General features: G+C 58.5%; 17 protein-coding genes and 3 pseudogenes. 5 read left to right on the plus strand and 15 right to left on the minus strand.

Going from position 1 to position 20,051, the window contains the following annotated elements; all coding sequences use genetic code 11:
• Position 1: 1 nt before the first annotated feature.
• The 6 genes and pseudogenes from DIE06_RS31285 to DIE06_RS31305 all read right to left on the minus strand — a co-directional run.
• On the minus strand, positions 2 to 1,570 hold the full coding sequence (locus tag DIE06_RS31285; protein ID WP_260433829.1) for a tannase/feruloyl esterase family alpha/beta hydrolase: 1,569 nt from the start codon (positions 1,568 to 1,570) through the stop codon (positions 2 to 4).
• Positions 1,571 to 1,779: 209 nt separating this feature from the next.
• Positions 1,780 to 2,097, minus strand: coding sequence for a hypothetical protein (locus tag DIE06_RS31290; RefSeq protein WP_124664738.1), 318 nt, complete (start codon positions 2,095 to 2,097; stop codon positions 1,780 to 1,782).
• Between the two features lie 11 nt (positions 2,098 to 2,108).
• Positions 2,109 to 2,786 carry a glutathione S-transferase family protein gene (locus DIE06_RS31295; RefSeq protein WP_124664739.1) on the minus strand — a complete coding sequence of 226 codons (678 nt, stop codon included), beginning with the start codon at positions 2,784 to 2,786 and terminating at the stop codon, positions 2,109 to 2,111.
• On the minus strand, positions 2,783 to 3,688 hold the full coding sequence (locus tag DIE06_RS31300) for a hydroxymethylglutaryl-CoA lyase (protein WP_124664740.1): 906 nt from the start codon (positions 3,686 to 3,688) through the stop codon (positions 2,783 to 2,785). The genes DIE06_RS31295 and DIE06_RS31300 overlap by 4 nt, the downstream gene beginning before the upstream one ends.
• Positions 3,685 to 3,813 carry a biotin/lipoyl-containing protein gene (locus DIE06_RS39215; protein WP_260433832.1) on the minus strand — a complete coding sequence of 43 codons (129 nt, stop codon included), beginning with the start codon at positions 3,811 to 3,813 and terminating at the stop codon, positions 3,685 to 3,687. The genes DIE06_RS31300 and DIE06_RS39215 overlap by 4 nt, the downstream gene beginning before the upstream one ends.
• Positions 3,814 to 3,921: 108 nt before the next feature.
• Positions 3,922 to 4,691: pseudogene (locus tag DIE06_RS31305) on the minus strand (carboxyl transferase domain-containing protein); the annotation flags it as partial.
• 110 nt (positions 4,692 to 4,801) lie between these two features.
• On the opposite strand from DIE06_RS31305, the gene DIE06_RS31310 reads away from it, so the two are divergent.
• The 3 genes from DIE06_RS31310 to DIE06_RS31320 all read left to right on the plus strand — a co-directional run bounded on the left by DIE06_RS31310 (position 4,802) and on the right by DIE06_RS31320 (position 7,902).
• A complete protein-coding gene (locus DIE06_RS31310; RefSeq protein ID WP_124664741.1) occupies positions 4,802 to 5,815 on the plus strand; it encodes an AraC family transcriptional regulator in 1,014 nt (337 codons plus the stop codon).
• A 114-nt stretch (positions 5,816 to 5,929) separates the two neighbouring features.
• Positions 5,930 to 6,124 (plus strand): hypothetical protein, encoded by a 195-nt coding sequence (locus DIE06_RS31315; protein ID WP_257775855.1) that lies wholly within the window; start codon positions 5,930 to 5,932, stop codon positions 6,122 to 6,124.
• A 47-nt stretch (positions 6,125 to 6,171) separates the two neighbouring features.
• Positions 6,172 to 7,902 carry an AMP-binding protein gene (locus DIE06_RS31320; RefSeq protein ID WP_124664742.1) on the plus strand — a complete coding sequence of 577 codons (1,731 nt, stop codon included), beginning with the start codon at positions 6,172 to 6,174 and terminating at the stop codon, positions 7,900 to 7,902.
• A gap of 495 nt (positions 7,903 to 8,397) precedes the next feature.
• On the opposite strand, the pseudogene DIE06_RS39620 reads toward DIE06_RS31320, so the two are convergent.
• Positions 8,398 to 8,624, minus strand: a pseudogene (locus DIE06_RS39620) (IS256 family transposase); the annotation flags it as partial.
• Between the two features lie 253 nt (positions 8,625 to 8,877).
• On the opposite strand from DIE06_RS39620, the pseudogene DIE06_RS31330 reads away from it, so the two are divergent.
• Positions 8,878 to 9,827 (plus strand): annotated as a pseudogene (locus DIE06_RS31330) (ISL3 family transposase); the annotation flags it as partial.
• Between the two features lie 45 nt (positions 9,828 to 9,872).
• Here DIE06_RS31330 and DIE06_RS31335 read toward each other — a convergent pair.
• On the minus strand, positions 9,873 to 10,940 hold the full coding sequence (locus DIE06_RS31335) for an alkene reductase (protein WP_124664743.1): 1,068 nt from the start codon (positions 10,938 to 10,940) through the stop codon (positions 9,873 to 9,875).
• 104 nt (positions 10,941 to 11,044) lie between these two features.
• Here DIE06_RS31335 and DIE06_RS31340 point away from each other — a divergent pair, with 104 nt between their 5' ends.
• The gene (locus tag DIE06_RS31340) at positions 11,045 to 11,941 is read left to right on the plus strand and encodes a LysR family transcriptional regulator (protein ID WP_185733514.1); all 897 of its coding nucleotides are present in this window, start codon (positions 11,045 to 11,047) and stop codon (positions 11,939 to 11,941) included.
• Between the two features lie 409 nt (positions 11,942 to 12,350).
• On the opposite strand, the gene DIE06_RS31345 is transcribed toward DIE06_RS31340, so the two are convergent.
• The 7 genes from DIE06_RS31345 to DIE06_RS31375 all read right to left on the minus strand — a co-directional run bounded on the left by DIE06_RS31345 (position 12,351) and on the right by DIE06_RS31375 (position 19,789).
• The gene (locus tag DIE06_RS31345; protein WP_124664744.1) at positions 12,351 to 13,124 is read right to left on the minus strand and encodes an aspartate/glutamate racemase family protein; all 774 of its coding nucleotides are present in this window, start codon (positions 13,122 to 13,124) and stop codon (positions 12,351 to 12,353) included.
• A gap of 80 nt (positions 13,125 to 13,204) precedes the next feature.
• Positions 13,205 to 14,038, minus strand: a complete 834-nt coding sequence (locus DIE06_RS31350) for an ABC transporter substrate-binding protein (protein WP_260433830.1) — start codon at positions 14,036 to 14,038, stop codon at positions 13,205 to 13,207.
• 88 nt (positions 14,039 to 14,126) lie between these two features.
• Complete coding sequence (locus tag DIE06_RS31355; RefSeq protein WP_124664746.1) at positions 14,127 to 14,792, minus strand: amino acid ABC transporter permease; 666 nt, start codon at positions 14,790 to 14,792, stop codon at positions 14,127 to 14,129.
• Positions 14,789 to 15,442, minus strand: coding sequence for an amino acid ABC transporter permease (locus tag DIE06_RS31360; RefSeq protein ID WP_124664747.1), 654 nt, complete (start codon positions 15,440 to 15,442; stop codon positions 14,789 to 14,791). Before DIE06_RS31360 ends, DIE06_RS31355 begins: the two co-directional genes overlap by 4 nt.
• Complete coding sequence (locus DIE06_RS31365) at positions 15,442 to 16,242, minus strand: amino acid ABC transporter ATP-binding protein (protein WP_124664748.1); 801 nt, start codon at positions 16,240 to 16,242, stop codon at positions 15,442 to 15,444. Before DIE06_RS31365 ends, DIE06_RS31360 begins: the two co-directional genes overlap by 1 nt.
• A gap of 1,111 nt (positions 16,243 to 17,353) precedes the next feature.
• The gene (locus tag DIE06_RS31370; protein WP_260433831.1) at positions 17,354 to 18,946 is read right to left on the minus strand and encodes a carboxylesterase/lipase family protein; all 1,593 of its coding nucleotides are present in this window, start codon (positions 18,944 to 18,946) and stop codon (positions 17,354 to 17,356) included.
• Between the two features lie 25 nt (positions 18,947 to 18,971).
• A protein-coding gene (locus tag DIE06_RS31375) for an IS5 family transposase (protein ID WP_124664750.1) occupies positions 18,972 to 19,789 on the minus strand; the annotation gives its coding sequence in 2 pieces (ribosomal slippage) (positions 18,972 to 19,441 and positions 19,441 to 19,789; 819 coding nt in all).
• Positions 19,790 to 20,051: the final 262 nt, after the last annotated feature.

Below are 20,051 nucleotides of genomic sequence, written 5' to 3' on the forward strand. Positions count from 1 at the left end.
TTCATGGCGAAGTACACGTATAGTTCTCCTCGAGCGTCGCGGCCCTTGCATCATTCGCGGGCCCGGTGTAGCGCGGGTACTGCGGATACTGGCACAAGGGTCGCGTGAACGCCACGCTGCCGTCCGTGTTCAGCTTCGATGCAACGAGGTTCCCTGGTGCCGTGCCCTTCGTCACCCACTGATCCAAGGCGGCCACCAGGTTTGTCGAGTCCGCACCCGGGCCCCCCGAGCAATGGTTAACGCCTGGAGCCTGGTAATAGCGAGCGAATGAGCCGACGGCTGATGCCCCCATCGTGTGTTGCAGTTCCTGGTAATACGCCGTTGTCGCACGGTGACTCAACGCCATGTCCGCAGTGCCGTGCCACAGGAGCAGCTTCCCGCCATGGCTGACGAACGGGCTCAAGTCAGCATTCGTCGCGCTATTGAGCGCGGCCATCGTGAACAGTGCCGCCGGGTTCGAATTCCAGTCGTACGCCAGGGAATTCGCGTTCGCGTCATGGGTCAGATACGACTTCACCGTCGCATCCTGAAACAGGAACTGGAGCGAACCGCTACCGTTGCCCGTGGGGCCGGTGAACCACCGCGACCATCCGCCCGGGTCGTCTTCGTTGCCCGTCAGCGCCCAGCCCGGATAGGTATACGTGCCGTTGGCGAAACTCGATGCGCTCGTCCAGGTGTTCGCCGCCGCAATCTGTGCGTCCGACAAGCATGAATCACCGGCATCGGTACCGCTTGGGCAGCGAAGGACAGAAGGGTCGAAATTGCATGCGGATTGATTGGATACCACCCCGTCCACGATCCCGTCTGCCGCATCACATTTGTCGCGAATCGCTTTCGCGAGCAGCGAAATCTTCCCAGGCGTGAACGCCGCTCCGGGTGCGGAAACCGCTTTCACATTGCGATTGAACGCGCCCATGAATGCCGGCCAATCGTATGCCGGTGCGCGGACGACCACACCGTCGAAAAGATCAGGATTTCGCTGGATCGCCATCAATCCCTCACGCCCACCATTGGAACACCCTTCGTAGTAAGACTGGTCTGGCGCTTTGCCATAGATTAGATGCAGCATCTCTTTCGCAGCGGCCGCAGCCGTCGGAACGGAACCTGACCCGAACAGGGATGCCAAAAATGGATCTGTAGCGAACGAGGCATCCGTTACAGAGGAACCGATGTGGCCACCGTTGCTTTGAACGATCGCGTATCCCGCTTTCAAGACTTCCGGCCCGCTCCACAGGAAATTCTGGATCGAACCATCGTAACCGCCGCCGCCTTCATACAGCAGTTTCCCGTTCCAGTTGTCCGGCAGTTGCACCTGCATCGCGAGTTGCGGCGAGATCAGCGCCGATACCTTGCAGTAAGCCGGATCCGCACCTGTCGCCGCCACCATCAATGCATCGGTTACCGACGCACCGCCAGCTGACTTTCCCTTCACCACGTCGCAAGCCTGTTGCGCGGTCAGCAATACCGGCGACGCAGGCGCGTCATCACTTCCACCACAACCCGATATCCCCATCGACGCAATGGCGGCCAGCGTGATCGCCACCACCGGACTTCCTGGCTTCGTTCTCACCTTCGTCTCCTCTTGATTGGAATGGCATCGCGTCACGGTCGAGGACGCAAGGACATGCTGTCTGCGTCGGGCGTCCGCATCTCACGAGTGACTTTTAAACGTGACGTACGCCATTTTTGGAAAAACACCTAACAGAAAGTGGCACGATGTGTCGCACACAATGTTGTTGTGCGACAAGAGTTTGGGGGCCACTTCGTGGACCGGCTGGCTCATTTGGTAGCGCACGGAACAAGCACGGAGCCTGTCTGTCGTGCGTACGCACGATTACTCTCCTCTGGGATGGCGGATTCGATAGCAACGACGCACCCGATGTAGGTGTCCTGGGTCGGAATGACGTTGCCCATATCCATCCGGCCCACCCGCGCCGGGTCGACTTCGCTGCGGCGAAGCAACTCGCGAACCACGGTCACCGCAAGCTGGCTCGGGGGCACGCCAGCAATCGAGCCGCCAAAGGTACCAATCGCGGTACGAGCCGCACCCACCACATAGATTTCGCGCTCCTTCATATTCGTAGCTGTCTGATTCACTGGTTTCTCCGTCAATGTCCGTCGGGAAGCGTATTGGGCGCGGGCGTTGTCGATACGCCCTGTGCCACTGCCGCGGCTTCCTGCGACCGCAGGGCACGCAGATACCCGTCGCGCTGTTGCAAGCGCTCCCAGTACGCTGACACGGCCGGCGTAAACCGCTCGGCCAAGCCAAGGCACTGCGCCAGCATCAGCGCGTAACCAACAGACACGTCGGCAGCGGTAAAGCGCTCGGCACACAGGTATTCCTGCTCGATCAGTCGCGGTTCGAGTGTGCGCAACCTGGCTAGGAACCACTTGGTGTAGTCCTCTGCGACGCCCGGTTGCCTGCGCGACGAGGGCTCGAAGCGCGAATAGCGCAACACAAGCGTCTGCGGAAACGTTAGCGTCGCCTCGCCGAAGTGCAGGTAGTTGAGGTAAGCGCCAAAGTCATCTTCAGATGGCAGGACCTGTAGCGGCGTTGGCGCGTTGCGCGCACACAAGTACTGGCACATCGCTGCCGACTCCGTCATGCGTGTCGATCCGGCCACCAGAAGCGGAATCGTGCCCAGTGGGTTGAGGTCGAGATACGCTCGGGCATGAACACGCGGCGGAAAGGGCAGCATCACCAACTGGTAGTCCAGCAGGAGTTCTTCCATAATCCACAGCGGGCGGAACGACCGCGCGCTCATGCAATGGAACAGAGTGATCATGATGTGACTCGCTTTGCAAGAATGGCGCGCGCAACGCGCGAACGCGATGTTCGTCCCAACGCGACGCTGATCCAGGCCGAGCAGTCCACCAACCGTTCGAGGTCAACGCCCGTTTCGGCTCCAAGACTGTGGAGCAGATAGGCGACATCCTCGGTGGCGACATTGCCCGAGGCGCCCTTCGCGTACGGGCAGCCACCCAGACCGGCAACCGAACTATCGAAGCAGCGCAGCCCAAACTGCCACGAGGCCAACACGTTGGCGATTGCCATGCCGTATGTGTCGTGGTAATGGCCTGCCAGACGAGATACGGGCACCCTATTGGCCACGGCTTCCAACATCCGCTGAACGGAAGCAGGCGTTCCGGCACCGATCGTGTCGCCCATCGACACCTCGTAGCAGCCAAGAGCGATCAGGTCGGCGGCCACTGCCGCCACGGCGGCAGGCTCAATGACCCCGTCATAGGGACAGGCGATCGCGCACGACACGTAGCCGCGCACCCGCACGCCGAGGCGGCGCGCCGCTTCAACGATGGGAACGAAACGCTCGATGGATTCTTTGATCGAGGAGTTGATGTTCTTGCGCGAGAATCCCTCGGATGCTGCGGCGAAGACGGACACTTCGGTCGCACCGGCAGCCACTGCTGCCTCGAAACCCTTCAGGTTCGGTGTCAGGACCGGGTAGCTGACGCCCTCACGCTTGGGCAGGGCAGCCAACAACTCCGCATGGTCCGCCATCTGCGGTACCCATTTTGGCGATACAAACGCTGTAGCCTCGATGTTCCTTAAGCCCGCCCCCGCCAGCCGCTCGATGAACTCGAGCTTAGTGCGGGTAGACACGATACCGGGTTCGTTTTGCAGCCCGTCGCGCGGGCCGACCTCAACAATGCGTACTGCCTTTGTCATGACACGACCTTGAACTCGATCAACTCGACACCATTAGCCACCGGATCGCCAGCGGCGCAATGGAAAGTCTTGACGACACCGCGGGCGCGCGCCACCAAAGTGTGTTCCATCTTCACGGCCTCCATCACCAGCAGCGATGCTGCCCCTTGTTTACCGCGGAATCTAATTCGGCGAGTAACGCGATCACCCTCCCCGGCATCGGAGAACGCGACTCTCCGCCAAACGCGATGCGGCGCGAGAAACAGCGTATGGCTGTCGTTCTCGGCCAGATGATCGGCAACGCCGGAGTGCATACGCGCATCCACCCACATCCTCCGCGCTGAGACCTCACCCGTGGCTGCTTTCACCAGCGGTGGACCACCGAGGAAGATTGTTCCCGGCCCCTTGACGATCACGGCTTCGTCGCTCATCGCCGGCACGTAGGCGCCGCCTGCAGTGCACGAGCCCATCACTACCGATATCTGGGGGGGATGCCCTTAGCGGACACGTTGGCTCGGTTGTAAAAGATGCGCCCGAAATGATCCCGATCGGGAAACACCTCCTCTTGCGGCGGCAAGCAGCCGCCGCCAAGATCGACGAGATAGATACACGGTAGATGGTTTTGCTTAACGATCTCTTGCACGCGGAAGTGCTTCTTCACGGTCATCGGGTAATGTGTGCCCCCCTTGACAGTGGCATTGTTCGCGACGATCACACATTGACGACCTTGGATGCCACCAATGCCGGCGATGACACCAATCGAAGGAGCCTCGTCGTCGTACATGCCCAGCACAGCCAACTGCCCAATTTCCAGAAACGGAGTTCCTGGATCGAGCAGTTGCTCCACGCGCTCACGCGGGAGAAGCTTGCCACGAGCGGTATGCTTCTGCCGCGCCACTTGGCCACCGCCTTGAGAAACCTGCTCGACCTTGCCATTCGACGCTTCTACCAGTCCTCGCACGTGCGCAGCGTTGGCCTGGAAATCCGCCGAGCGGGGGTTGAGTTTGGATGGGACGATTTGCACGACGCTCCTCAACAATCACTGGTCCAGATGTGTCAGTAGCTTAGACAGCCTCCAAACAACGCCGCGCCAAGTTATTTGCAAATCCTGCCAATGGATTGGACAATATGTTAATGAATCCCGCCATCGCAGCAACACCCATCGCGTTCGCTCAGTCAATCATTCGTGCCTATGAACGGTACGGAATAGACCCCCGCAACGCTTTGCGCGCCGCACAAATACAGCCATCAAGCCTGCCTCGAACCGACGTATGCATGACGGCCGATCAGTTGGAGGTGCTTACAGATATCGCGATGCGAGAACTGGATGACGAGGCGCTCGGCTGGTTCTCCCGACGCCTGCCGTGGGGTACTAACGGCATGCTGTGTCGCGCCGCATTGCCGTCAGCCAACTTGCGAGTGGCGTTGTCGCGCTGGTGTCGCCATTACGCGATGCTAATTGACGACATCCGCCTCGAACTTCGCGTTGAAGGTGGAGTTGCACACTTGAACGTCTATGAACGCGCGAACTTGGGACCTCAGCGTGAGTTTTGTTTGGTGAGCACCTTGCGCAATATCCACGGCTTTGCGTGCTGGCTGATCGACTCACGCATTCCACTGACGAGCGCAACATTTCCCTACCCTGAACCCGCATATTCCAAGTCCTATGACCTGATGTTTCGCGGGCGGGTGAGCTTTCAGGAACCACACGCCGGGTTCAGCTTCGATGCCGAATACCTCAAGCTTCCCATACGTCGCGATGACCACGACTTGCGCCAGATGCTGCTACGCCCCCTGCCGCTGATCGTGCTGCAATACCGGCGCGACCGATTGCTATCGCAGCGCCTTCGTGACCTGCTGCGCACACGCAGCCTTGAGCTGTCGAATGCTGATGTATTGGCGTTCGAACTCAATTTGTCGACCCGAAGTCTGTATCGCCATTTGGCCGAGGAAGGCACCTCCCTGCAACACATTAAGGATGAAGTGCGAAGGGATGTCGCCAAGCAACTTTTGACCCGATCGCACAAGTCGCTCAAACAGGTGGCTGCTGCGGCGGGATTTCGCAACGAGGCGAGTTTCAATCGCGCGTTCCGGCGGTGGACCGGCCAGAGCCCAGGCGAGTATAGGCAATCCATGAAGGGCGCATAGAGCAAGCAAGGTCGGGCATAAGGCTGGCACGAATTGCAAATACCTTGGCACTGCGTGTCGCCGACACGGCGTCTAATCTGAAGGCAAAAAACCATGCCGCGAAGGAGACGCACGATGATTCAACTGCCCGGACTCACGTTCGAACTCGGTGAGTCCATCGAGATGCTGCGTGACATGGTCAGCAAGACCACGCATGAGGGCCTGCACGTAGGTGATTTCTACGCGGCGCGCTGGAAGGCCGGCAGCGAGGTGGTGCGCTTCCAGGACGATATCTACAAGTACATCACGCCAGTAGACCTGAAGCAGTGAGTGCCCTGTGCACTTCAAACCATCCTCAATCTCGGAGACACTCCCGCATGTCCACACAGCATCCCGGCACCGAGGCACTGCTCGTGCCCAAAGATGGCCTTTCCCATGTGCGCGGCTCGACCGACGTCCCGCTTGCCGATGTCACGATCGGGCAGTTTCTGAGCGAGACCGTGAGGCGTTTTCCGCAGCGGCCGGCTGTCGTGTTCCGTGAGCAGGGGATTCGCTGGACCTGGCGAGAATTCGCAGACGAGGTCGACGTGCTGGCGGCCGGCCTCGCCGCGCTCGGCATCGAGAAAGGCGATCGCGTCGGGATCTGGTCGCCGAACCGCGTGGAGTGGCTGCTGACGGAATTCGCGACCGCCCGCATCGGCGCGATCCTCGTCAACGTCAATCCCGCCTATCGGCTGGCGGAACTCGAGTATGCGCTAAACAAGTCGGGCTGCAAGGCGATCATCGCCGCCGAACGCTTCAAGACGTCGATGTATCTCGAGATGCTGGGCACGCTCGCGCCCGAGCTTGTCATGGCCGAACCCGGCGATCTGCATGCAGCACGCCTGCCGCATCTGAGGATCGTGATCCGCATGGGAGACGCCGCCACTCCCGGCATGCTCTCGTTCGCCGAGGTCGTCGAAATGGGACGCAAGAGGCTCGACAAAGCGGCGCTCGATGCGCTCGGAGCCGCGCTCGCGCCTCGCGATCCGATCAACATCCAGTTCACGAGTGGCACGACAGGTAATCCGAAAGGGGCCACGCTGACGCACTACAACGTCGTCAACAACGCCCGCTATATCGCGAGGGCAATGCGCTTCATGGAAAACGACGCGCTCTGCATCCCCGTTCCGCTCTATCACTGCTTCGGCATGGTGTTGGGGGTGCTCGCCTGCGTCTCGACGGGTGCGAAGATGGTGTTCCCCGGCGAGGCGTTCGAGCCCGGCGTGGTGCTTGCGGCCGTCGCCGAGGAGCGCTGCACGGCGCTGCACGGCGTGCCGACGATGTTCATCGCCGAGCTCGATCATCCCGATTTCGAGAAATTCGATCTGACGTCGCTGCGCACCGGGATCATGGCTGGCTCCCCGTGCCCGATCGAGACGATGAAGCGCGTCGTCGCCCGCATGCATTTGTCGGAGATCACGATTGCCTACGGCATGACGGAGACGAGCCCCGTCTCGTTCCAGAGCGCCACGACCGACCCGCTCGAGAAACGTACGAGCACTGTCGGCCGGATCCGGCCGCATCTCGCGGCGAAGATCGTGGACCCCGCCGGCGCGATCGTGCCCGTGGGGCAGACGGGAGAGCTCTGCACTAAGGGCTATGCGGTGATGCTCGGCTACTGGGATGACGAGCCGCGCACACGCGAGGCGCTCGTCGACGGCTGGATGCACACGGGCGATCTGGCGACGTTCGACGTCGATGGCTATTGCAACATCGTCGGTCGGCTGAAGGACATGCTGATCCGCGGCGGCGAGAACGTTTATCCGCGCGAGATCGAGGAGCTGTTGTTTCGACATCCAAAGATTCAGAGTGTCCAGGTCTTCGGCGTGCCCGACGAGAAGTACGGCGAGGAGGTGTGCGCGTGGATCGTCGTGCGCCCGAGCGAGCAGTTGAGCGAAGACGAGGTGCGACAATACTGCCGTGAGCAGATCGCGCACTACAAAGTGCCGCGCTATATCCGCTTCGTCGACGAGATGCCAATGACCGTCACGGGCAAGGTGCAGAAGTTTGTCATGCGCGAGCGCATGATCGAGGAGTTGAAGCTGAAGGCCCTGAAGACGGCGTGAGAGAAAAAACGCAGGAAAAAATAAGAGTGGCTGGTGCTTCATCTGCAAGGACTTCCATATGAAATGGATTGGAATGCGACAGATGAAAGGCGCCAGCAGCTCACTTATGATATGTGCGATTCAGAGACATCGTTTCACCTCTTAGGGCACCGCGTTTGTTGCGTGATGACTTTCGGCGAGAATCTTCGAGCAATTGTCAAGACTGGTGTATGCGGGTCGGGCAGCCAGCGCTTGAGGAGCCGGTGTGCTTTCGATCACCGGAGTGTCGTCATTGAAAGGAATGCCCTTCAGAAGCGGTTCGATCTTGCCGACGCCGCGAATCTTCCTCCGGGTCAGCTCGACCGCTTCGATCAGCTTGAACGACCATCGCGAGGAAGATGGAGCGCGACAGACAGTTGCGCTTGCGGCTCGTGAGATGGCGCACCGTCGCGACCATCGATTCAATCGGATTCGTGGTCCGCACGTGCTGCCAATCTTGTGGAACCAGCAGCGCTAGTGCCGTGTCCGCGGATACACCTCTTCAAGCGTCGCCCACATCCCCATCGCGCTGTCGCCGACAGTAAGCAGCGGCGGTGCTTGCAGAGTTCGTTTCTTCAGGTCGAGCAGCAGCTCTTTCCAAGACTTCTTCGATTCGCGATAACCGTCGTTGACACGCGCGGCGACTTGCGCACATAGGACGGCACGATCGTCGAATTGAACTTGATGTCGGAGCCCGAACGATCGTCGTGGACGCCGTTCATCGGCCAACTCAGCGCGTCAAGATGTGCATCGAAACTCCACGTAGAGTCTAGTGCCGAACGAACGTCGAGAAGCAAGCCGATCTACTTGAGAAACCTCTTACCGCCTGCGAACAAGCCATCGCCGATGTTCAGCGCTGTGTCATCCGTCACCGATTCGGCGAGACGCAAAGCGGCGAACTGCGCGCTTTCGTCCTGAAATGCAGCCAGCGCGCCCCGCTCAACTTGTTCGTCCAGACGCTGCGGCGGTCCACGACTGGAGAAACTGGCGTGGCTGGGCCGCTACCAGCGCGTGACGGAGTGCTTCGCCAAAGCCTGCGAGAAGCTGCTGCAAGCGGCCAACGTGCAGGCGGTGGCGGCCGCCTTCGACCTGGGCTGGCACACAGGCAAATCGATCGACAAGATGCGCCAGCGGGCGCGCGTGAGCGAACCCGACTCGTCAACGATCCGCTATCTGGCGATGGACTAGTTCGCGCTACATAAAGGCCATCGCTATGCCACCGTGGTGGTCGAGCCGATCAGCCGGCAAGTGCTCTGGATCGGGCCGGACGCTCGCGGGAGAAGCCGGGCCTTCTTCGAACAGCTTCCCGAAGGCCTCGCCAAGCGTATCGAATCGGTAGAGATCGACATGACCACGGCCCAGGAACTGGAGATCAGGGAACAGCGTCCGCAGGCGGAAATCATCTTCTACCTATACCACGTCGTGGCCAAGTACGGCCGCGAAGTGATCGATCAGGTGCGGGTCGATCAAGCCAATCAACTGCGCCATGACAAGCCGGCCCGCAAGGTTCTGAAATTCAGCCGCTGGCTGTTGCTGCGCAACCGCCACAACCTTAAGCCAGATTAGGCCATGCACCTGAAGGGCTCCTGGCGGCCAATCAGTCGCTCTTATGCGTCTACGTGTTACGCGACGAGTTCAACGGGCTCTGGTTCTACCGAAAGCCGGCCTGGAAGCGATTGTTCGAGCGGGCTCAGCACAGCGGGATCGCTGCCCTGCAAAAGTTCGCCGAGCACTTGCTGGGCTACCGGCACGGAATCGTGACTCGCTGCCGCCATCCGCTCAATACCAGCATCGTTGAAGGCATCAACAATACCATCATGGTCATCAAGCGCCGGGCTTATAGCTACCGCGACGACGAATACTTCTTCCTCAAGATCCGCGCCGCGTTCCCCGGTAGGCCTCGATGAACCCGAGTTGCGGCTGCGATCAGAACGGGGGGCGAAATACTCGGTTCATCGTGTTTGCTCTAGAACGGGATAGTCGATATAGCCTTGGGGGCCGTCGGAATAAAACGTTTCGCGTTCGGGCTCGTTGAGCGGCGCGCCAGCGACGAAGCGTTCTAAAAGGTCGGGATTCGCGAGGTACAGACTACCGAACACGGCGGCGTCAGCATCGCGGCTCACGATCAGCGACGCGGCGCTATCCCGGTCCAGTCCCCCGCCGAGAAGCAACGCACCGTTGAACAGTGGCCGCACCAGCGCGCGGTAGTCAAACGCGCTGCCGGTCCGTGCAAGATGTAGGTACGCGAGCTGCAGCATGCCGACCCGCTCCACGAGGTACTTGTAGGTTTCCTGCGGTGCCGCGTCAGTCACGCTGTTGAAGCCCATTTCCGGCGAAATCTTGATGCCGACGCGATCGCTGCCTGCTTCGTCGATCATCGCGTCCAGCACTTCAACGATGAAGCGTGCGCGATTCTCCGGCGATCCGCCGTAGCGATCGGTGCGCTGATTGGTCCCCGACGACAGGAACTGTTCCGGCAGATAACCAGAGGCCGCATGCAGTTCAACTCCGTCGAATCCAGCCTGCAACGCGTGACGCGTGGCGAGTCGGTACTCGTCAACGATTGCAGCGATCTCGTCGATGTCGAGCGCGTGCGGCACGACGAAGTCCTGCGGCCCTGTCGCGGTGTATGTCTGGCCAACGGCGGCGATCGCAGAAGGCGCGACAGGCGTCGCCCCATCCGGCAGCATGCTCGGATGCGAAACGCGCCCGGTGTGCATCAACTGCAGGAAAATCAGGCCGCCTCGCTCGTGGACCGCCTCGGTGATGCGCGTCCATCCCTCGATCTGCGCAGCGGAATGGATGCCCGGCGTACGAACGTAGCCTTTGCCCATCGGCGATGGAAAAGTCCCTTCGGCGATGATCAGGCCGGCGTCCGCGCGCTGCGCGTAGTATTGCGAGGCGAGCGCGGACGGTACGCCAGTCGTGTCGTCGGCACGCGAGCGCGTCATTGGTGCCATGACCAGCCGGTTGCGCAGTGTATAGCGTCCAATGCGAACGGTTTCGTTGAGTGGATTCATGTCGATTCCTCGAACGGTGAAGGGGTGTCCAGATGGTGATCTGATTCATGAATGGGATAAAGAGCTAAAATTGAAATCACTAATCCACCAATGGAGCAATTGCCGTGGAACTGCTCAGCTACATGCACGCGTTCGTTGAGGTCGCACGAACCAAGAGTTTTCGCCGGGCGGCGGACGCCTTGGATATGCCGAACTCGACGCTGTCACGTCATATTGCGGAGTTGGAGAAGAAGATCGGATTGCGGCTGCTGAATCGCTCGACGCGCAGAGTCGAGCTGACCGACGCGGGCGAGGTGTATTTCAAGCGCTGCCAAAGCATCGTCGAGGAAGCGCGGATCGCGCACGAGTGGCTCCTCGACGTGGCCGAACGTCCGACCGGCACGCTACGTGTATCGATGCCCGCGGACCTCGCCACCGGTTATCTCGCACCGATCATTGCGGATTTCGCGAAAGCGTATCCGCTGATCGCGTTCGAGTTCGATCTGTCGCCGCGCCCTATCGATCTACAGGCGGAGCCCTTCGATCTCGCAATCCGCATCGGTCCGCCGCCCACGGCGCCATCGACGCTCGTCGCACGGCCGATCGCCGTGCTGCCGCGCTATCTGTATGCGTCGCCCGAATATCTGCGCAGCGCTGCGCCGCTCACCCACCCGAACGATCTCGCGCAGCACGTGGTCTGCCTCGTGGAGGGCGTAGGGAAGCAGGGGCGAGCCGAAAGGACGTTCTATCGCGGCGGCGAGTCGGTCGCCGTAATGATCGGTACACGCTTTGCGATGAACAGCGTCGCGCTCAGCCGTGCGCTGGCGATTCAAAGCGTCGGGCTTGCGGTGCTGAACAATGTGCTAGCGCAGCATGATGTCGAGTTGGGGCGCCTCGTTCGCGTGCTCCCCGACTGGAGTCTTGCGCCGGTTCAGGTGCACGCGTTGACCGACACCCGTCTTCTACCGGCGAGAGCGCGACTGTTTATCGATTTCCTGAAGGCGCAATTGAGCGAGCCCTAGACAGGCGCAATGGCCCGTTTCGCCGACCGGAATGACCGCTCACTGGGTGGATCTGACCTCTGAGCATCCAAGCAATGAAGGACGCGAACGACGTTTCATGGCCGACACGAACAAATGAGTCACGCTGACTTGAACTCGGCGATGAACCCGAATTATTACTCGTCACGCCCCCCCGCCAGCAGCCACTTGTAATGGTCAAACCCGATCCAACAGCGTCTGCGGCGTGCAGCCGACCATCAGCGCAATTGATTCGATTGCCGCCCACATCGACGGGTACTCGCTACGCAGCTCGCCCGCGCGGACCAGCGCATAATATCGTCAGTTTATCGGTCCGGCGGGACGCGGTCGGCGATTACTGTGCCAACCCACTAAGATCGACAGTTTCCCCTCGCGCGTATCAATATTTCGATTACTGTCGCGCGAACTGACTACGAACCACTTCGAACTCGCTGGGATTGTGCTGCTTAAGCTGCTGGTAGTAGCCCACACGACTTATCTGATAGCCACCCTGGCTTCGTAGGTCAGCCAATGCTTCGGCCATCTTCAAAGCCATCGTGTTAGGGTTGAGAAGAGCATGGTTTCGTTTCGCACCGGTGTCTCGCAGCCATTTCTCATAACTGGCCGAAATGAGCGTGCAGCCGAAGACACAAGCCTCAGCATTGCTCGCTTCCATCGCTGCGGCAGCTTTCTTTGCGGCATCGACAGCCACTGCCTCAGTGTCTTTAATCATGTCCGACGCGAACCAATCGATACAAGAGACGCTTCGGCAATTTGATTCCTGACCGTAGACCCGCACCATATCTCTCAGATAGGGAACCGCTTTGTGGTGGTCGGTAACTACTACGAAATCGTGGCCATAATATGGCGCAAACAGCATCGTGGCCTCAAGCGGCCCAATAACAGGAATATCAACCAGCTCTCGAGATACGCGCACACCAGGATCGTAGCAACAGCCTACAATGACCGCGTCGAATCCCGACTTCTCGGCCATGATGACTTCATTAAAGACAGCCTCTTCGATAAGATGTTTGCTGTAGTAGTAGTCAATATTCTCCGGGCAATTAGTCGTGTTTGTCACGACGAGTTCCGCATCTTTTCTTAGATATGGGGTCAATGTCTCCGAAATTAGCGCGTTGTATTGTGATGTGCCGAAGGGGTTGATGAAACTTATGCGCATACTCATAGCTATGTTCGGATCCGTTTGATTTTGATCAGGCGAAAACGGGGTGAAGGCTGGGCCTCCACCTTGTTAGCGAGAGCACTTCATTGAATAAATCGGCTTGGCCCCACATCTGCGCTCTTCGGGTCTAATCCATAGGCTTGCATGATCCGAGCAATATCCTTAGTCTTCTGCATATCATCGATATCAGCATTCAAGGCAGCGCTGAGGGCAGCGTTGCCCTTCGAGTACACAAATCCAACTTGTGCCGGCTGGACAGATGCTCGAACGCGAGGATCTCCTGACCCGACGAGGATTTTCATTCCAGGATAACCACCTTTCTTTTGTGCATACAGACCAGTAGCGATACTATCGAGAGCAGCGTCCAGGCGTCCCGCCTGTAAATCTTGGGCCATTGCGACAGGAGTCGGGTAAAGCTTAAGGTTGTCTTTAAACAACGCCTGCAGGTCAGCCGTCCAGTTGTAACCTTGGATAGTGCCTACTTGCTTACCCTTGAGTTGGTCGAACGTCGTGTAACCTTCCTTTGAGTAGATCGCCAATTGGTCGAGGTAGAGTGGATCGCTCATTCCGACAACCTTCACGCGATCGGCGGTCCGATACCACTGAGCCGCCGAAATATCAGCCTTTCCTGTAGTGACGTATTGGATGGCAGAACCAAAGCCGACGGGCAGCGCATTAATTTTCAGACATTCTTTCTCAGCGATTTTTTTCAAAATATCGCCCTCTACTCCAGAAAGCGACCCTCCGCTACCCGGCACATCAAACGGCGGGAACTCAGCCGTCGAGATCGTCAGAATACCCGGCACAACCGTTTTGAATTGATGGGCCGGCACACACTCTGCGACCGCTGCATTCATACCAATTATGGAAGATGCAATAATGGTGAGGCTGACAACGTATTCTTTAGATTTTCTCATGACGACTCCATTCATCAGTGCTGTTGAACAATCCGGAGGTTGAAATTCTTGGGTGTAGTCTTTAAGTGAAACTCATTGAATGCGCGTGCTAAACCTTCGCCTCGTGTCGAGACAGTCTCCGCTCCAGCGAGGAGACAAGCAACGTGGATGGGACGCAAATCACCGTGTAGAGCAAAGCAGCAAGTAGCAACACCGGCATGTACATGAAAGTTTCAGAGCCAATCTGCTGCGCCTTTGTCACCAACTCTGGAAGCGCAACGGTAAAGCACAACGATGTGGCTTGAAGCATGACAACGCCGAATCCGAGCAGCGGCGGAATAGAAACTCTGAGTCCTTGGGGTACGATGATCAGGCGTAGCGTGTCCACCTCGTCAAGTCCGATGGCGTATGACGCTTCGCGTTGACCGTGCGGGACCGCCTGTAGGCCTGCCCTGATAATCTCGCTCGTATATGCGCCTGTGCACCAAGCCAGAGCAAGCACCGATGACAAGAACGAGGAAAGTGTTATGTGGACCGACGGCAAACCAAAGTAGAAGAACTGAAGCAAAATCAGCACGGGAGCACCACGACCGAGCTCTACCAACACAATTGTGATGTTCCGCAATACACGCTTCGACGTACCGACTCCGAGCGCAAAAAAGAGGCCGAGTGGCACGCCAATAAGCATGCAGAGGACGGTTACTTTCAAGCTCGTAAGAAGTCCTTGCGCCAGCGTCGGTAACCACTGAATCCACATATCAAAGAACGGGCTCATCGTGCAATCCGTAGTCTCAAGCGTTTATCTAGACTTCTCGATACATAGGCCATCACAAGGCTAATTGCGAAATAGAACAATCCCGATATGATGTAGACCTCGAGCCCCCGGAAGGTCTGTTGCGACACTCGATATGCCGCTTGCGCCATCTCGGGTACACCAATTGTCGACGCTACGGCAGTATCTTTCAAAAGACCGATTGCATAGGTAGCGGCAGAAGGAAGGGCAACTCGAAAGATCTGTGGAGCTAAGATCTCCGTGTACTGACGTAACCCCGATAGTCCAAGCACCTTCGCTGCCTCGAACTGGCCAGCCGGGATCGCCTTCATGGCGCCCCTATAAATCTCACCAAGATTTACTGCAGTGATAAGTCCAAGACCAGCTACTGCAGCTGTCATCGGACTCATAGCAACGAGTCCGTTTCCAATTCCGAAGAAAATTATGAATAGCCACACTATTGGCGGAATCGATCGGACAACAAGTATGATGGAGTGCGATACAGTTCTCACGACAGCGCTCTTGGACGATGCGACGGTGCAAATCGGCACTGCGAGAACTGCACCGATTACGAAAGAAGATGCCGTGAGCATCAGCGTCCACGGCAGCGCCTGAATAACAGCAATCGCAATCGTTGAGAGAAGGTGCTCCATCACCGATTCCTCACGGCTGAGAGGAAACGCTGAACACGCTCGGTCTTCGGATGTTGCATGACCTCCCTGCTACTCCCTTCTTCTAAGATGCCGCCATCTGCCATCACAATCACTCGGTCAGACACACTCTCAGCAAATCGCATCTCATGCGTCACCACGAGCATCGTCATGCCGTCCTCGGCTAGCTCCCTCATCACGGCAAGCACCTCAAGACCGACTTCAGGATCAAGCGCCGATGTCGGCTCGTCAAAAAGCATTATTTTGGGGTCGAGTGCCAGGGCACGCGAAATCGCGATACGCTGTTGTTGCCCACCGGAGCAGCGGGCCGGATATTGGTCCGCCTTATTAGCAAGACCAACTCGCTTCAGAAGCGCAAGAGAGCGTTCGTTGGCCTCTTCTCTAGAGCGCCCCAATACACGACATTGGGCTAGGCTGACGTTCTCGAGCACGGTAAGGTGCGGAAAAAGATTGAATGACTGGAACACCATTCCGAGCGTACGCCTGAAATGGTTAAGTTTTGCCTTCCCCGGGGCCTGCCCTGCGACAATCTGCACTCCATCAACAGTCACGGCGCCCGCAGTCGGCGGCTCGAGCTGGTTGATGCATCTCAATAAGGTGCTCTTTCCCGAGCCGCTCGGGCCAATCACTGCTACAACTTCCCCCGCTATCATCTGCAAGTGGACATTGAGCAAAACCTGATGGTCCCCATACGCCTTCGAAACGGCATCCAGCTTCAACAAGGGAGTGAAAGTATCTGCTTGAGCCCCCATGATCGCACTCACTTCTGAAATATCACCCATGCTGCTCACCGGTTTTCCGTTGAAAAAGGCGTGGCCAGGAGACCTATCGAGATTTGTCTGCACCAAGTCGGTTTCCCCAGCCGCACAACCCACGTTTTCACTGGCCATTAGACCAATTGACCTCTAAATTTGACCACTCAGTCAGTATGCACGAGCATACTCACGAGTCAAAATATTTTTCGATGAGTCAGGGGAAACGAGGAGGCGTCCGATGTCAGAATTGCGCGCACACCGAGGGGTATAGGCGATATAAGGAACGGCCGCTACTTGACATTGCAATCCGCGGACATGGCACCGATGTAGGAGGAGGCGCAGACGGTACTAGCCATGTCGCTGTATCGTGACAGTTGTGGCCTAGGATACGCACTTGCAACCGTGCGGAAACGACTTTCTTGGCACATGAAACGACGCGCGGCTGTCAAGCAAAGCCGAGCGCAACTTGCCCGCGAAGACGAGCTCACCATCCGCGATGGCGGTCCGCACTTAGCTCAAGCGCAACAGCCTTTCTTGCAAAAGCGCCTTTCCGTTTCATTCGAACGTCCGCGTCTTGCTGTAGCGATCGAGATATGCTCGTGTCGCAAAGAGCTAGCCGAGTCATAACCTTTGTCAGCATAAAATGCATCGTTAGCGATTGATGTGCCGCAGCATATAATCCATCGCCGCGAGTTGTGGCGCACCTCCGGCGTGCACCCGGATCGGAACTACACGAACATCGATCCGATCGAAATGGGAAGACGCCTCGAGCGGCCGCGCCAGGATCCGCCAAAATTGGGAATTCTCCCCCCAAGACACTCCGTTTTACCCAGTCATCGCTCGTCTTATGCACGCCGGTGCCGCCACCAATCGCTCAGGCAAAATGTGGACACTAATCGTCGAAGCTCGCGCGCGGCTTGCACGGCCGCTCATTGCACCTATGATCTATGCTGGTCAGTTAAGGCAGACTCACGATGGTCATAGGAATACAGGTTTGCCAGACTCTTGGCAAGGGTGGGGTAAAGTTGTTGCGCCATGGCCTCGGGCCGGATCACCTCGAGACCGTCTCTTCGCCCAAGGACCAATCAGGTCCTTGGGCAAACGAGCATCGTTTTGATCCGAGAATACTGAGGCCGGCTCACAGACTCATCAAGAGCCCTCGAACTTCCCTTTCAGGATCGTCGACCAGCTTCGACTCCGGTCCGAAGACCATGGTCGTGCGCGAGGAGGAATCGTACGTCGGCCACGGCAAATCCTTCGTCGAAGGATTTCCGCTCCGAGCAAAGCTAACCCACGCGTCGAACATATGACGGCCGACAACGGCTCGCTTGTTCTCAGGATCGGCCGCAGCGCGCAGCGCATCCGTATCCTCTCCGTCCCACGCCGTACCGTATTCGTCGAGCGCAAAGATAAAGGGCAATTCCACCCCATGAACGGCCCATTTCCCCCGGAAGCACGGCGTCTTCCACGCGCATTCATACATGTAGACCGGCGCCCCCTGACGGGCAATGAGGAGCTCCGACTGAATGACAGCGCCCTTCCGAAAGCTGACATCGGATGCGACCCGGACAACCATCTCCGCGTCGGAAAGATGGGGCATCAATTCGCGATACTTTCGGACAACGGGAACCAGTTCTTCGACACTGAAGTTCCATTGCAATTGACTTTTCGCGCACAGTCTTGCGATGTCCACATCCGCTTTCAATGGACCATACATGTCGAGGCCAACGTACGTCGCACCCTCGTCGGTGTTCAGGCCGATTAGAAATGGAATGTCGCGCACGAAATCGGGAGCCTTGTCGCGCCAGACCATGTCAGGCATGACGCGCCCGTCCACCGTGGGACCAAACGCGAGATACGGCGTGTAGTAGGTGTTGGTTTCTGCGGCGACTTTATCGAAGCACCGAACAAGCGTGTCGGCTGGCACGGCCTGCAGCGCTCGGATGTCACCGCGTTTGAGCTGGAGGGTATCGAAAACGGCATCAGTCAGCATCGACGCTTCACGAGTGGTTCGGATTTTCATTATCGAACCGCTCTGAACAATGGCCTTATGGAACAGGCCCCGTGCAGCCGGCATGCCGCAGAGCATGGTGATCTTGCCGCCCCCGCCCGATTGCCCGAACACGGTAACGTTACTCGCGTCACCGCCGAAGCGCTCGATGTTGGCTTGCACCCACTTCAGCGCCTCGATGATGTCAAGATGACCTGCATTGCCTGCCGTGCCGAAGCGTTCGTCGTCGCCCAGGTAGGTATAGCCGAACCCGTGCAGACGTTGATTGACCCCCACCGTAATGACGTTGCCACCCTTGGCAAGATTGCCGCAGTTGTACCCAGGCGCATAGCCTGAGCCAAACGAATAGCCACCTCCGTGCAGCCACACCATGACCGGCAATCGTGAGGACTCAGTAGCACTCGCCGGGCAAAAGACGTCCAACGTCAGGCAATCTTCGCTCGCCGGGCCGGGATTGAGCCAAACCGGAAAGTCAGGGTTGGTTTGCACACAGTGATCGCCAAGCACGAGTGCATCGCGGATACCGGTCCAAGGCGTCACCGGCTGCGGGGGCATGAACCGATTCGCTCCCGCAGTGTTAGCGCCGTATCGAACGCCTAGAAAGGACGCCAGTCCATCGCTCACACGACCGCGCAGTTTGCCGTACTGGGTCTCGACGACCCTAAGCGAGTCCTCGGCGTGTCCACCAATATTTTTGTCTTGCTCAACTGCAATGTTCACGATCTCGATTCCTTAAGAGACGGTTTCATAAAGGCTGCTCGGCGCGCCGGAGGGTATTCCAGCAGCTCAGGCAGCAACCGAGTTTGAGGAACGCGCCGTGAATGTCAGCACGGCGCTCGAAACGAATGCGGAGACGACGGAAGTGATGCAGCCAGGCATGTGTGCGTTCCACGACCCAGCGATATTTGCCAAGGCCGCTGCCGTGTTCGGTACGGCGCTTGGCGATCACCGGCTCGATACCGCGATTGCGCAACGCTCTTCGATGTCGCTCGGAGTCGTATCCGCGATCGGCGTAGACCACACGCGGTCTGTGCAGCGGGTGGCCGCGCAAACCGCGAATCGGCGGGATCGCGTCGATCAGCGGCAGCAATTGCGTGACGTCGTTGACGTTCGCGCCGGTCAGGATCGCGGCAAGCGGCGTGCCGTTGGCGTCGGTGACGATGTGGTGCTTGGAACCGGGTCGCGCGCGATCGGTAGGGTTTGGCCCAGTTTTTGACCCGCCCCAACGGCGCGAATCGATGATGAATCGACAGCGGCTCGCGAGAAGTCGATCTGGTCTGCTGCTCGCAGCTTCGCGAGCAGCAGCTCGTGCAAACGGTCCCACACGCCCGCAGCCTGCCAGTCGCGTAGTCGTCGCCAACATGTCACGCCCGAGCCGCAACCCATCTCGGCAGGCAGATCGCGCCAGCGCAGTCCGGTCTTGAGAACGAACAAGATGCCGGTCAGCGCGGCGCGATTCGAAACCGGGAGGCGGCCCGGGTTCTTCATGCGCCGTGGCTTGGATGGCGGCAGTAACGGCTCGATCAGTGTCCACAATTCGTCGTCGATGATCGGCTTGTCCATCTCCTCAGTCTCGGTTGTTCCGATGCCTGAGGTTAACAGCTCGCCGCGAAAGTCTAACAGCCCCAAGGGGCCATTTTGAAACCGTCTCTAAGTGAATATCAGTCATTGGACCGGCGCGCGGGCACATGCCCGATCGCTAGCGCCCGGCGACTCGACCGCTGCCAACATGAAGTTAGGAAACGCACGCTTTATGAAGACCGCACACGTTATGCGATCGATGGCCCGAGTCGCATCAAATCACCTGCCGCCCGATAGCACGATA

This window comes from Burkholderia sp. Bp8998, assembly GCF_003854235.1.
Taxonomy (GTDB): Bacteria; Pseudomonadota; Gammaproteobacteria; order Burkholderiales; family Burkholderiaceae; genus Burkholderia.

What these genes read in the sequence shown, in the direction of transcription:
- DIE06_RS31295 (WP_124664739.1), bottom strand. Translation starts at nt 2,786, where the DNA reads ATGATCACTCTGTTCCATTGCATGAGCGCGCGGTCGTTCCGCCCGCTG.
- DIE06_RS31300 (WP_124664740.1), bottom strand. Translation starts at nt 3,688, where the DNA reads ATGACAAAGGCAGTACGCATTGTTGAGGTCGGCCCGCGCGACGGGCTG.
- DIE06_RS39215 (WP_260433832.1), bottom strand. Translation starts at nt 3,813, where the DNA reads ATGGAGGCCGTGAAGATGGAACACACTTTGGTGGCGCGCGCCCGCGGT.
- DIE06_RS31310 (WP_124664741.1), top strand. Translation starts at nt 4,802, where the DNA reads ATGAATCCCGCCATCGCAGCAACACCCATCGCGTTCGCTCAGTCAATC.
- DIE06_RS31315 (WP_257775855.1), top strand. Translation starts at nt 5,930, where the DNA reads ATGATTCAACTGCCCGGACTCACGTTCGAACTCGGTGAGTCCATCGAG.
- DIE06_RS31320 (WP_124664742.1), top strand. Translation starts at nt 6,172, where the DNA reads ATGTCCACACAGCATCCCGGCACCGAGGCACTGCTCGTGCCCAAAGAT.
- DIE06_RS31335 (WP_124664743.1), bottom strand. Translation starts at nt 10,940, where the DNA reads ATGAATCCACTCAACGAAACCGTTCGCATTGGACGCTATACACTGCGC.
- DIE06_RS31345 (WP_124664744.1), bottom strand. Translation starts at nt 13,124, where the DNA reads ATGAGTATGCGCATAAGTTTCATCAACCCCTTCGGCACATCACAATAC.
- DIE06_RS31350 (WP_260433830.1), bottom strand. Translation starts at nt 14,038, where the DNA reads ATGAGAAAATCTAAAGAATACGTTGTCAGCCTCACCATTATTGCATCT.
- DIE06_RS31355 (WP_124664746.1), bottom strand. Translation starts at nt 14,792, where the DNA reads ATGAGCCCGTTCTTTGATATGTGGATTCAGTGGTTACCGACGCTGGCG.
- DIE06_RS31360 (WP_124664747.1), bottom strand. Translation starts at nt 15,442, where the DNA reads ATGGAGCACCTTCTCTCAACGATTGCGATTGCTGTTATTCAGGCGCTG.
- DIE06_RS31365 (WP_124664748.1), bottom strand. Translation starts at nt 16,242, where the DNA reads ATGGGTGATATTTCAGAAGTGAGTGCGATCATGGGGGCTCAAGCAGAT.